This window comes from Ruminococcoides bili (assembly GCF_040093295.1).
In the GTDB taxonomy this organism is placed as follows: Bacteria; Bacillota; Clostridia; order Oscillospirales; family Acutalibacteraceae; genus Ruminococcoides; species Ruminococcoides intestinale_A.
Map to the genome: position 1 here is coordinate 23609 of NZ_JBBNJY010000020.1, position 13175 is coordinate 36783.

The following is a 13175-nucleotide window of genomic DNA, read 5'->3' on the forward strand; positions in this document are numbered from 1 at the left end:
CCTTTAAACCTCCTCGCAAACAAAAAATTCCATAGTAAACTCAACTTTTCTGAAAATAGCATTTATATCCGTATCAAAATCAATTGCGGATACCGACAGTTCCGAAATTATTTTTTCGGTATCCGCCTTTTTCAACCCCTGCATAATCTCGCAGGTTATTTCAGAAAGTCCGCTGCCGTTTTCATCGGCAGGAGCATAAACAAAGATCTGCACTTTTGCCAAAAACTGCTCGCCCTTTACAGATGCGGAAAGATAATCACCCACATACTTTTTTGAAAGTACGGTATCCGTAACCGCAACTACCGCAAGAAAACTTGTTAAATTTATCTCTGCACCGTGGTTTCCGTGCTCTCTGATAAACTTTACCTTTGCAAGTTTTTCGTTTTGCTTAAGCCTTGCAATAATTCTGTCAAGTTGTGTAGTTATCTGATTCATACTCATCCTCCAATACCTCACCGCACGGTGCAAGTACGCCATATGCATATACTCCGTACCTGCCCACACGGTAAATATCGTATCTCCTAACAATATATTTACGGTCTGCGATTTGTATTACGCTTTTGTCGCAAGTCAGTTTTGTTTCGGGCTTGCCTATATACAAAAATCTTTCCGAAGTAACCGTTCCCGACACTTTGCGTTTTGTTGTACCGTAATATCTGCTGTTATACCTTATCGGCTGAATAAAAGCCTTTGTCTTTTCGTTATCGACCGTAACTTCCGTGCCGTATCTGTCAATAAGTTTGCCTACTGTGCCGTAGATTTTCAAGTTACCACTCTCCCGAACAAAAATCCCTCTTTCTTAATTAAATCAGAACATTTTGCAAGCTGGTCCTGCCAGAGCTTTTCGGCTTTGTCGCCCTCATCGGCAGGAGCTGTTACGGTAACATCTCCCGCCTTAAATGAAGAAACTTCGCTTTTACCGCACATAACATAAAGTTTGTACGCATAAACGGCACATAAAAGCTCAATCCTGCGTTCATCGCTTGCGGAAAGCGGTTTGTCGGCAATTCTTGAATACACATAGGCACAGGCATCGTCCACAACACTACGCCACTTAATCGACTCACTGCTCTCAATACCGGAAAGCAGTTCAAATTTTTCAACAATGTTGCCCGTATTCAAAACTTCACCTCATCAGTAAGACAAAGTCTTTACGGAATCCGCAAAAATCTTTGAAAAACCTGCGGTACAGGTGATTGCCGCTCTTTCAAGCTGACGGTCAATAAGTTTGTCATAATCGGTATTTACATTGCCTGCCTGTACCATTTCGAGTGCGCAGTTCTTGTCAAAACCGATAATCTTGCTGCCTGTCATTTCCGGAGCATGAAGGAGAGATGCTCCGAGCGGTGTAATCATTCTGCCGCTTGCCTGAAAATCAAGACCTGCGTTTGCATCCTGCATCTCGCTCATAGAAAGCAACTTCTGCATAGCGTCTGTCGGTGCAATAATTGTATTGAGTTCATACGGTGAAAGCTGTGACCAAAGTTTTAAAAGGTCGGCATAAGTAATTGAACCGCTCGCCGCAACATCAACATTTGCCGCAGGATTTGCGTTGCCGTCACCGTTTACAAGCACCTCAATAGCGTCTTTAAGCTGTGCCCTTGCAATGTACTCGCCGATTCGTCTTAATGTAACCGTAAACAAATCAATACGCTGAAATCTTACCGCCTCATATGATGCCACAAGCATTCTGCCACGCTTGTGAAGTTTTACAAGGTTTTCTCTTGTCTTGATTTTTGTCTGCGGAATTACAGCGCCCTCGCCCACAGGCTTTAAAGTCTTGTCATCGTCTGTCATATCGGACTCAATGCTTCTGTAATCCATTCCGTCAATATTTGTAACGGTAGCCACAATCTGCGGGAGAATATCCGCTCTCTCCATACCCTGCCTTACCGCACGGCTGACATATTCGGGGAAAAGTGCCGCCGAGTCCGAGGATTGGAAGAATTTTTCCACGCAGTCACTGCCGCTGCCGTTCACCTTAATGTCAAAGCGCTTGAGCTGTCTTGAAAAAGCGTCAAGATTTGAAAGCGCCGTACCCTTATAGTTTTCCGACGGGTCAAGAGTTTCAAGTACATCTGTAAGTGTCTTGCCCTTCTGCTGATACATTCCCTTTTCAATTGTAATATTTTCAAAATTTGCCATAATTTTTACCTCCTTAAAGAATAAAGCCAACCGAGTCGGCTGTTGAATTTAACACAAGATACTCTCTGCCTGTTGTTGATGATGCCACTGCAGAACCCTCGCCCGCAGCAAGCTTCTTGTAACCCACTGTGATTTTTGATTTGGCGGGCATTGTAACATAGCCCTTAAGCTGAACCGTTGCATAACCGCCTCTCAATGAAAGGCAAATACCGCAGAATACTTCTCCGCTTGTGCAAGCCGTTACCTTGCCGTCATCAGTCATTTTTACAGGAACACCCGCTGTTTTAAGATTGGTGCCTGCCTCAAAAGTAAGCACATTTTCGTCATAACCGTTAAAATTTACATTCATTATTTAATCCTCCGTTATATTTTAAAATTGCCGTTTGATTCGGCTGTAATATCGTTCTTCTGTTTGTAAAGCTGGGGAACCGACGGCAAAATGCTGTCCGCCCTTTTTTCAAAAGCATTTTTAAATTCCTTAAGCTGAACTACGCTCATACTCTTTGCAACGCTCTCCATAGTTTCTCTTGAAATATCAGGCTGAACAACAGCCGATAATCTAAGCACTTCCGAAGTAAGGCTGTCACGGTAATATACTCCGTCGGCGGCACTTTTCTTAAGCTCATCTATGTACGAGCAAAGTTTTTTGCACTCCTCACCGCTTAAATTAATATCCTTTTTGGTGTAAATACTCTTTAAAATTTCCTCCATCTTCATTTCCTTTCCCTTAAAACTTTTAATAACTCCCGCACTTCTTTGTGCAGGCACGGCAACAAAACTCCATTCGTAAGCGTCATAAATACCGCAAAGCTCGCCGTAACACTTTCTGCCGCCGTAGGTTTCGCCCTTTATGTGCGAGCAGTGATTAAGGCTTTCGCCGCAAACACTGCATTTTACTTCACCTGCGGCACAGCCTATGCTTACTTCCTTTAAAATACCGCTGTCAATCGCCTGAATAATCTCATCGTTACCCTTGGTTTTCGGAATATATGCCCTTGCGGTAAGTCTGAAATAATCATCACCCGTTGCCGTTTTTCTGCCGTCAACGCTTTCAACCGAACAGGCAAAAATTCTTGCCGTCTGGTTTTTGGCTGTCGGCGAGTGGTCAAAAATACCCGTCTTGCCTACAAAAAGTTTTTCAAGTTCAAAAAGCGACTCCACGGTAAAACGCTCGTTGTCACGGTCAATATCGTTGTCGCACAAAACCACACCGAAAACATATACCTCGTCCTTTGTCAGCTTTCTGCGTGAATACGCATTGATAAGCTCCATTTCCTTATCGGTAACCTCGGCGGTTGTGCTGTCTGTCACCGCATTAATTTCCTTTTTAATCTCTCCTGTCATTTTTCACCTTACCTGTTTCAAATTCAATCTGTTCTGCCCTTGCATTGTTAAGTCTTGCGTTTGAAAGCTGAACCGCATCCTGCATATTAATGTCGTCCCATTCAACAGCAAAACCGTCGGTGTAACCCTCAAGCCTTAACACAGTTCTTATAACTTTGGTAATAATCGGGTTGAGCAATGTTCTGTAATATTCAAGCTCACTTGTAAGAATATCCGCCTGCTGTTCACTCATTCTCTCCGTGCTTGACCACGAAAATCCGAGTAAAAACGGCGGCAAACCGAGTTTTGCAACAATCTGCTCAAGCAGATGCTTAATCGGCACATCGCAATCGGGAATCTGATTTTCCGCACCGATTACTTTTACCGATACATCACCCACCGAAACAAAGTCGCACACGCTTTCACTGCGCATAGCCTTGCTCCATTCGTCTGCAATAAGTCTTGCGCTGTCCTCTGTAAATACAGTGTTGTCGGACGGTTTGCAAGTAACCGCAAAACGCACATTGCCTACCCTTTCCCAGTTGGTTTTGATTGACTCAAAAATCTTTAAAAGCACCGAACTTACAAACGGCAAACCTTTTAAAAGCGAACTGCCTCTGACAGTGCCGGGTTCGGGATTTAACAGAGTGGCAAACACAAGGTTTGAATACTTAACCGGGGTAATCATTCCGTCGTTTTTTGAGCAAATCACAAGGTCAAGCGGTGAACTGCCCTCCTGTATCTCAACATCGTCAACACTTGCATTGTAAAGTGCAACAACTCTTTTTCCGTCACGGGAAAGCACCATTTCGCCCACAGCCTCGCCGTAAGTCAAAAGTGACTCCATATACGAATACACAAAGCCGTTAATGCCCGTGCCTGTGCCGTTTGTGCATACATTGCTCATAAAATCATCAATAATCTGCTGACAGCGGCTGTTTTTTGCCGTAACGGTAAAAGTACCGAGCAAGCGTATCAGCTTACATATTGCCGCATCTATTACCGGGACTGATTTTCGCAGATTTCTGAACAATTCACGCTCCGCAGCCGTACTGCTCACATCCGAAAACATTGCAAGAGGGGAATTGATTTTCCTCTGTGCGGTCTGCACAACCGTGCCCTTGCTCTCTTTCTTTTTGCGTGAAAACAAATTCAATCTAACACCTCCTATCGCCTAAGGGCAAATACCGAAAAGCTCCTTTTGCCTGTCGATATTGATGCCGTAAAATACCTTATATCATCCATTGAATGGTCATTCTCCTTAATCGGCACATCTGCGCCGTTTTTTGTGTCCCACCTGTAAAGTGCAAATTCTCTCCTTGCGTCTTTGCAGGTTGAGCAGATTTTTATTCTGCCGTCCTTGAGTGCCTGACTTACAAGCCGAATACCGTTTACAACATTGTTTTCGGCGGGCACTGCATTAAATCTTTTATGTCTGCGTATTACCTCAATAAAACTTGCGGCTGACGGGTCAACTACTACCCGACTTACTTTTCTGTTGCCGACAAGCTCTTCGAGTTTTGCGTAATGCTCCTCGTCGGTGCGTTGATAACCCTCTCTGCGGGAATCAAAATAATACTCCTTAATTCGATACCATACGGAATTTTTTTCACCCCACAAACCGAATGACGCAGGGTTTACCGTACCGTAATCGCACGAAACCGCAAAATCGTCAAAACCGACATTGGGCACTTCGCAGTACATTTTTTCATCGTCCATAAACGGATACACCGCACCGTGCACCGCAACCCATCTGCCGAGCACAAATCGCTGATAAAACACACCTGAATACAAACCCTCGTACCTTTGGCGCACCTCTTTTGAAAGCGACGGATTGTCCTCCATTGTAAAATGCAGGTATAACGCATTTTTGCTGTCGGCTTTCCGAATCCACTCGGTGTAGAACCAGTGACGGGGATATTCGGGATTGCAGTTAAACCAAAACTTTGAACCGTTTACCGAACATCTTGCAAGTGCCTGCTCCACAAAAGAACGGGGCATAAGCGCCACTTCGTCAAAAAGCACACCGCAAAGTGTCATACCCTGAATGAGAGAGGCAGAGGACTCGTCCTTACCTCCAAAAAGGTAAAACCTGTTTTCAATATCGCCGTAGCGCACGATAAGTAAATTTTTTGAAATTTGCTCACTGCACTCAAATCCGAGGCTTTTAAGCACGGGAATTATCGGAGTTACCATATTTCTGCGCAGAGAGCGAATAGTCTTTCCGCAGAGGGCAAAATCCGAATTTGCAAAGCTGTAAAAGCTCCACGCAAAAAATGAAATGCTCATACAGAAAGTTTTGCCCGAACGCACTGCGCCGTCACAGATGATTGCGTCGTAATTTTTGTATCGGCTCTCCTTGCACCACCACGAAAGCACCTTAAGCTGTTGTTTTGAAAAAGTATCAACTTTCATCGGTTTCACTTCTCAATGCCTCCGCTCCCTTGGCAATAGCGTCATAAAAAGGAGTTGCCCTGTCCTCTTTTTCGCTGTCGTCTGTCAGCTTTTCAAGTGCTTTGAGCCTGTCAAAAAATTTGATTTCCATAGAACCGTCCTTTGGTCTTTTTATTTCTGAAACCAAAAACAAATCCATATGCTCAAGCTGTTCCCTTGACGGATTTTCCATATATAAAAGCGACACGGCGTCAGAAATTTTGCCGAAAGCAAGCCTTCTGTAACCCACGGTGGCAATCTCCGAAAGCGAACTTGTGCGGCATTTGCCGAGCCTTTTAATTTCATCGGCAATATCTTCTCTGCACAAAAGCTCTTCTCCGCTCCTCTTTGGATTTCTGACAAAGCCTGCGTTATAAGCCGCCTCGTCAGCACTTCCGCAGCTTACAAAACAATTGCAAAAAGTTTTTTCCTTGGCGGTAAGTCCTTTTGATTTTCTTTCCATAAACACCTCCGTTTGAAAAGCAAATTTAAAACTGCCTTTCAACTATACATACAAAAACTCCAAAAATTGCATTAATTAGGCTAATTTTTCAAAAAATAATTTAAAAAAATTTTTAAAATCGGTTTTTTCTAAGTTTTTTCAAAATTCAGTACCCGATTTTAATCAATTTCAATCTTTTAACATATTTTCAATAAAATGTTAAAAACTAAACCTTGAACAATCATTTAATACAACACGGAGGAAATATGTTTACTACCGATTACAACACAAATCTTCAAATAATTTCAGACGCTCTGCGCAGTGACCAAAGTTTTGACCTTGTCAAGCGTGACCTTATAATTGCCGACCGTAAAGCTGCTTTATTTTTTATTGACGGGCTTTTAAAAGATGACATTACAGAAAAAATACTTGAATTTTTTTACAAAAATGTAAAATCCGAAAATTTTAAATCCGCACTCTATTTTGCACAGTCCTCAGTCCCTTATGTTGAAGTAGAAGTAACTTCTGACCTCAAAAAAATATGTACAGATGTCTTAAGCGGTATTTCCGCACTTATAATAGAGGATTTTGCCGAAGTTATCCTGCTCGACACACGAACATACCCACAGAGAAGTACAAGCGAGCCCGACAACGATAAGGTTCTGCGTGGCAGTCGTGACGGCTTTGTGGAAACGCTGATAAACAACACCGCCCTTATCCGTCGGCGAATCCGTGATACAAATCTCACGGTAAAAGCATACTCGGTAGGCACTCAATCCCACACAGATATCGCAGTTATATATATGGAAAACAAGGTTGACAAAAAGCTCCTTGCAAATCTCGACAAACGCTTAAAAGCCATTGATGTTCCATCGCTTACAATGAATCAGCAAAGCCTTGTCGAGGCGCTCTACAAAAATTTGTGGTACAACCCTTTTCCAAAGGTAAAGCACACGGAGCGCCCCGACACCACGGCATCGGCAATTCTTGACGGAAATATAGTTATTCTCGTCGATAACGCACCGTCTGCCCTGCTTTTGCCGACTTCTATCTTTGATGTGCTTGAAGAAGCTGACGATTATTACTTTCCGCCTGTCACAGGCACATACCTAAAACTTGCACGGTATTTTATAACAATAGTAACCGTGCTTATAACCCCGTTGTGGCTGCTTGCACTGCAAAATCCCGACTACTGCCCCGAGTTTTTTCGCTTTGTACTGCTTGACGAACCGCAGAACATTCCCGTATTCTGGCAGCTTATTCTTATGGAGGTCGGAATTGACGGACTGCGGCTTGCCGCTCTCAACACTCCGAACAGTCTTACCACACCGCTTAGTATTATCGGCGCTATAGCTCTTTCTGAGTTTGCCGTTGAGTCGGGCTGGGTATCAATGGAGGCAATCCTTTATATGGCGCTTGTCACAGTTGCAAACTTCACACAACCGAATTTTGAACTCGGCTACTCGTTTAAATTCTGCCGTGTACTCCTGCTTGTACTGACCTATATATTTAATGTATGGGGATTTATAATTGCGTTTATAATAAATCTCGTTTTACTTTGCACCAATCGTACGCTCTCAAGCAAAAGCTATTTATATCCGCTTGTTCCGTTTAACGGCAAAGAATTTCTGCGCAAAATTCTGCGAATACGCAACCCACGCTAAATCATTACCAAGGTAATTTCTGCATATATTTTACAAACGAGGTGATTATATGCAGAAAAAACTGATGTATCTTGAAATAGCGGGAATTTTATTTATAGTTATAATGTCTGTCTTTATGCAAAATCTGCTTGATTTGAGCGGACACACACTTATCGGCGTAATGTTCGGTTCGGTAAACGACAGTATATGGGAAATAGAAAAAACCTTGCTCTTTCCGTATCTTTTATGGGCGGGAATCGAACTTTTATGTATAAAAATTCCGTTTCGCAAATTTATTGTCGCAAAGGCGGTTTCCCTTTGGTTTTTCTGCCTTTCATATTCGGCAATTTGCCTGCTGTATTCTCTTACAGGTGCGCAAACCCACTTTCTGCCCGAATTTACCGCCGCACTCATTTGCTGTACTTTAGCTTTTTTCATATCTTTCCGCTTGACGGTCGGCAGCAAAAAGTGTGAGGTACTGTTTTACCCCGCATTTTTTATGTTGCTGCTGTTTGTGGTTTTGTACTGCTCGCTCACTCCGTTCCCTATGCACAATTATCTTTTTATGGACAGAACCACAGGGCTGTACGGCATAATTCCCGAAAATTTTGACAAAGGAGCAGTATATCTCGACAGCTTTTTTTCGCTAAACTATTCCTAATCAATTTAATATGTGTTATAATTTAAAGAGTATCTGAAAGCATACAGACAAAATTATGACTTTCAGATACTCAAAAAACAGATTATCGACAAAGCGAGGAAAGCTTTATATGAATAACAGAAACAACGATACAGAAGTAAAGCCTGATGTTATAGCAGGCAGAAATCCTGTAAGCGAGGCTATCCGCAGTGGCAGACCTATTGATAAAATTCTTGTCGCAAGGGGCGAAAAGAGCGGCGCTGTTGTGGGAATTCTTGCCAAAGCCAAGGACAAGGGCATACTTGTAAAAGAAGTTGACCGCACAAAACTTGACTATGTAAGCGGCAACGAAAACCACCAGGGCATTGTCGCTTTTGCCGCTGTCAGAGAATACTCAACGGTAGATGATATTCTTGCGTATGCGGCAGAAAAGGACGAGCCTCCTTTTATTGTAATTCTTGACGAAATCGAAGACCCGCACAACCTCGGCGCTATCATCCGTACCGCAGAATGTGCCGGAGTTCACGGTGTAATTATTCCGAAAAGACGCAGTGTGGGACTTTCCTACACAGTAGGCAAGGCGTCTGCCGGTGCAATAGAATATATGCGTGTGGCAAGAGTAACAAACATTGCCGCCCTGATTGATGACCTTAAGAGCAAGGGCGTATGGGTGTACGGTGCAGATATGAACGGTACAGACTACCAAAAATGCAATTTTTCGGGTGCGTGCGCAATTGTAATAGGCAACGAGGGTAAGGGAATTTCCCGACTTGTGCGTGAGAAATGCGATGTTATAGTATCTTTGCCGATGAAAGGACAAATAAATTCTCTTAATGCATCTGTTGCGGCAGGCATTATAATGTACAGCGCAATGAAAGACAGATAAACGCTTTTTGTTAAAGGAGTGATAAATTTGCCGAATAACCAAACCAATGAGGACAGCAAGCTTATTGACCGTGACAGAGAGGTTGACGAAATCTTAGAGGAATCAAAATACCTCTTAGATCAGGAAAAAATGGAGCTTACTGCTCAAAAATACAGAGCAAAACAGCCTGTTGCCGAAATTTTCAGCAATGCAGATAAAAAGCCGAGGCTTGAAAACAGCAATCCTCTTGATGTGGATAAAGAACAGACTGTAAACGAAAATGAAATTTCAGGCGACAAAACAGCCACTACCCTGCAAGCCGAGCTTGTTCTTGAGGGTACGGACGATGACTACCCGTCACCGCAAAACGAAATTTTAAAAGAAACCGAAAAAAATACGGAGCAGGATAAAGACGAAAAATCGGAGGAAAAGCAAGAAACCGCTCTTGAAGAAAACAAGTCAACAGAGCAAACAAACTCCGACGAAAAAACAGATACGGACTCGGAAAACGAAGACGATGAAGAAATTGTCACCCTTACTCCCGAATATTCCGAGGGCACAACTTTTTCTCAAGATATTTTAGACGATGTCGACCAGTTCAACGACAACGAAACTCACATAAAAAGTATACATACTATTGATATAGATATTACGGACGACGATACCAAACCGCCCAAAGCTCCGAACGAGCCGCAGGGCAAGTTTGACGAACTGTTCAAAACTCCCGAACCCGATGTTAAACAGCACAAAAAGGTTATAGCCAAAGTGCCTGTTTACCGCAAAGAGGGCGAGCAGAACGCACTGAATGTAAAAGCGGGCAAATTTTCCGAGGTTGTCGGATATGAGTACGAGGAATATATAAAATCAAAAAATCCATCGGTAATCGCTCATGTAATAAAGCCCGAAACCAAGCGTACAGTCATTGTTGAAGAGGACGATGACGAAGTTGAGCCGCTTGATTTTCATTCGGCATCAGAAAAGATAATGTCGAGCCTTGTGGGATTTTTTTCAAAAGATGCGTCGGACGATAACGACACTCCCGTTAAGGAAACCGAAGTGGTCGATGACTATATGGGCGAAGATGACGAAAAGAGCATAATGCAGGAAATCAACCTGAACATAAAAAAGCTCTTTGGCAGAACAATGCTCACAGGCGGACTTGCACTTGTATCAATAATAATTACGGTGCTTGTAAGACTGTTCCCGCAGGCAATATGCAGCGCAGTATTTTTTGCTCCTGTTGCCTATGCGGTAATCAACTTTTTGCTAATCGGTTTTTCAACCTTTGTAAACAGAGTATCAATAATGAGCGGACTTACACCGCTTACGCATTTTAAAGGAAATTCCGATACGGCGGTTGCACTTGCGGCGGTTGCGTCCGTAATACAGACAGTGGTATCTTTCTTCTGTCTGTACGGAGTTACCGGCTTTGACATCAACTACTATACGGTAATAGTTCTGGTTGCTTTCTTTGCCAACAACTTAGGCAAATTGCTTATGGTACTGAGAGTTAAAGAAAACTTTAAGTTTACCGCTGCCGACGGTCAGCGATATGCCGCTAAAATTTACAATAACGAATCTGTGGCAACACAGATGATGAGCGGTACGGCTGTTGAGCAGCCAATCATTGCTTATCAGCACCGCACGGGTTTTCCGTCAAACTTTCTTAAGATCTCCTATGCACCCGACCCCAGTGAAGACCTCGCCTCCAAGCTTGCACCTGCTACCTCAATAATTGCGGTAGTGGTTGCGCTCCTTTACGGCATATTCTTCGGTTCGTTTTCGGGTGCGGTAAATGCATTTGCGCTTGTATGTGCGGTATGCGTTCCTGTTTCAACATTACTTGCGGTAAACATTCCTATGTATAACCTCTGCAAAAAACTTTTGCCTACAGGCGCAATGCTTTCGGGTTATCCGTCGGTAAAACAGTTCTGCGACAGTACAGCGGTAATGATTGACGCAAACGAGCTTTTCCCTGCCGACTCGGTATTCCTTGACGGCATAAAGACTTTTGAGGATTACAATACAGACGAATCGCTTTTGTGCGGAATTGCAATTCTTAAAGAGGCTAAAAACCCGATTGCCAAAGTATTTGAAAAGGTAGTCGATGAAACCGAGGGCGATTTGCCGGAGGTTGAGAGCGTTCTCTACGAAGATGAGCTTGGACTTGTAGGCTGGGTAAACGGTGAACGAATCCTTGTCGGCAACCGTGAGCTTATGACAAAATACAGCGTAGAAACTCCGAGTATTGAGTATGAGGACAAGTACATTCAGAGCGGCAAACAGGTAACATATGTTGCCCGTGCAGGCAGACTGATTGCAATGTTTGTAACTCACTATATTGCCGATTCAATCCTTATGCCGGAACTTCACAGAGCCGAGGCAAACGGCATAAGCATACTTGTGCACTCAACCGACTGCAATATTACAAATGACCTTATATGCAGTCTTTACAATGTATTTTACCGTACAGTAAAGGTACTTCCCACAGGACTTGGCACGGTACTTAAGGAATGTAAGTCTACATTTGAAGAAACTTCAAGAGCTTACCTCATCACAAACGGTAAAACATCGGCTTTCTTAAAGGCTGTATCGGGAAGTGTACAAATAAAGCGTAATATTTCACTTTCAATCGTAATTCAGCTTATCTCGATTGTACTCGGCGTACTGCTCACAGCCACCCTTGCACTTTATGCGGGAGTAGGCGTGCTCGGCACACTTGAGGTACTTATATATTCAATGTTCTGGGGCGTTGCTACACTTGTTGCACCGCTTATACATAAAACCTGATGAAAGGAAGTTTGCAAAATGAAAATTGCTCCTTCACTCCTCTCCTGTGACTTTGCAAAAATGGGAGAAGAAATTGAAAAAATGGATAAATGCGGTGCCGACTATATGCACCTTGATGTTATGGACGCCCACTTTGTGCCGAACCTCACATTCGGCGCACCTGTAATAAAAGCAGTAAGAAGTTACACCGAAAAACCATTTGATGTACATCTTATGATTTCAGAACCGCTTAAGTATATAGATGATTTTGCAAAAGCCGGCGCAGATATTATTACTTTTCATGCAGAAAGCGACTCCGACATCAGCAAAACTATTGATAAAATCACAGAAAACGGCATAAAACCCGGACTTGTAATTAAGCCGAACACACCTGCAAGCGCAGTTTTCCCATATCTCGACAAATTGTTTATGGTGCTCGTTATGACTGTTGAACCGGGTTTTGGCGGTCAGGGCTTTATGGCGGATATGCTGCCGAAAGTACAGGAAATCAAAGCAGAGTGCGCAAAGCGTGGTCTTGATGTTCTTATTGAGGCAGACGGCGGAATCAGCACATCGACAATCAAACAGGCAGCCGATTCAGGTGTTGATGTATGTGTTGCCGGCACAGCTGTTTTCAAAGCCGAAGACAGCGCAAAAGCCATTGCAGAGCTTAAAGCCATTGCCGAAAATTAATTATTTTATAATATTTAAAAACAAAACACCGTCATTATCGGTTCTGTCCGACAATGACGGTGTTTTTAGTTGTTATGTTTGTTTTTGCGTTGGGTAAATTACGGTTTAGCAAACTGTTTTGACAAGCAATTATAAAAGTTTGGTCAACCTTTTCATGTTAGAGAACCTTTAAATTTTATGCTTGTATTTTGAAATTAATTGATATTTAAAAGTAGTACAATA

General features: G+C 42.9%; 14 protein-coding genes. 5 read left to right on the plus strand and 9 right to left on the minus strand.

From position 1 onward, the window contains the following. Positions 1-3 precede the first annotated feature (3 nt). Genes AAAY30_RS07620 through AAAY30_RS07660 form a run of 9 tightly spaced genes read right to left on the minus strand, consistent with a single transcriptional unit; the run spans position 4 to position 6364 of the window. The gene (locus AAAY30_RS07620) at positions 4-435 is read right to left on the minus strand and encodes a hypothetical protein (RefSeq protein ID WP_195410394.1); all 432 of its coding nucleotides are present in this window, start codon (positions 433-435) and stop codon (positions 4-6) included. Continuing rightward, positions 410-766, minus strand: a complete 357-nt coding sequence (locus AAAY30_RS07625; protein WP_186936063.1) for a hypothetical protein — start codon at positions 764-766, stop codon at positions 410-412. The genes AAAY30_RS07620 and AAAY30_RS07625 overlap by 26 nt, the downstream gene beginning before the upstream one ends. Beyond that, the gene (locus AAAY30_RS07630) at positions 763-1122 is read right to left on the minus strand and encodes a hypothetical protein (protein WP_296152794.1); all 360 of its coding nucleotides are present in this window, start codon (positions 1120-1122) and stop codon (positions 763-765) included. The genes AAAY30_RS07625 and AAAY30_RS07630 overlap by 4 nt, the downstream gene beginning before the upstream one ends. Before the next feature lie 12 nt (positions 1123-1134). Continuing rightward, complete coding sequence (locus AAAY30_RS07635) at positions 1135-2145, minus strand: phage major capsid protein (protein ID WP_303106860.1); 1011 nt, start codon at positions 2143-2145, stop codon at positions 1135-1137. A gap of 13 nt (positions 2146-2158) precedes the next feature. Next, positions 2159-2494, minus strand: a complete 336-nt coding sequence (locus tag AAAY30_RS07640) for a hypothetical protein (protein ID WP_022235614.1) — start codon at positions 2492-2494, stop codon at positions 2159-2161. Positions 2495-2508: 14 nt separating this feature from the next. Beyond that, complete coding sequence (locus AAAY30_RS07645) at positions 2509-3489, minus strand: hypothetical protein (RefSeq protein ID WP_303106861.1); 981 nt, start codon at positions 3487-3489, stop codon at positions 2509-2511. Continuing rightward, entirely contained in the window at positions 3473-4624 is a 1152-nt protein-coding gene (locus AAAY30_RS07650; RefSeq protein WP_301954346.1) for a serine/threonine protein phosphatase, read from the minus strand. Before AAAY30_RS07650 ends, AAAY30_RS07645 begins: the two co-directional genes overlap by 17 nt. Before the next feature lie 11 nt (positions 4625-4635). Further along, entirely contained in the window at positions 4636-5883 is a 1248-nt protein-coding gene (locus tag AAAY30_RS07655) for a PBSX family phage terminase large subunit (protein WP_301954379.1), read from the minus strand. Continuing rightward, entirely contained in the window at positions 5873-6364 is a 492-nt protein-coding gene (locus AAAY30_RS07660) for a terminase small subunit (RefSeq protein ID WP_022235618.1), read from the minus strand. The genes AAAY30_RS07655 and AAAY30_RS07660 overlap by 11 nt, the downstream gene beginning before the upstream one ends. Positions 6365-6609: 245 nt before the next feature. Here AAAY30_RS07660 and AAAY30_RS07665 point away from each other — a divergent pair, with 245 nt between their 5' ends. The 5 genes from AAAY30_RS07665 (at position 6610) to rpe (ending at position 12953) form a co-directional block, all read left to right on the plus strand. Continuing rightward, a complete protein-coding gene (locus tag AAAY30_RS07665; RefSeq protein WP_337781425.1) occupies positions 6610-8007 on the plus strand; it encodes a spore germination protein in 1398 nt (465 codons plus the stop codon). A 49-nt stretch (positions 8008-8056) separates the two neighbouring features. Further along, the gene (locus AAAY30_RS07670; RefSeq protein ID WP_186936079.1) at positions 8057-8647 is read left to right on the plus strand and encodes a DUF6512 family protein; all 591 of its coding nucleotides are present in this window, start codon (positions 8057-8059) and stop codon (positions 8645-8647) included. A gap of 109 nt (positions 8648-8756) precedes the next feature. After that, complete coding sequence (gene rlmB, locus AAAY30_RS07675) at positions 8757-9512, plus strand: 23S rRNA (guanosine(2251)-2'-O)-methyltransferase RlmB (protein ID WP_022235621.1); 756 nt, start codon at positions 8757-8759, stop codon at positions 9510-9512. Positions 9513-9539: 27 nt separating this feature from the next. Beyond that, positions 9540-12281: a hypothetical protein gene (locus tag AAAY30_RS07680; RefSeq protein ID WP_022235622.1), complete on the plus strand. Its 2742-nt coding sequence runs from the start codon at positions 9540-9542 to the stop codon at positions 12279-12281. Positions 12282-12299: 18 nt separating this feature from the next. Then, complete coding sequence (rpe, locus tag AAAY30_RS07685; protein ID WP_337781426.1) at positions 12300-12953, plus strand: ribulose-phosphate 3-epimerase; 654 nt, start codon at positions 12300-12302, stop codon at positions 12951-12953. Positions 12954-13175: the final 222 nt, after the last annotated feature.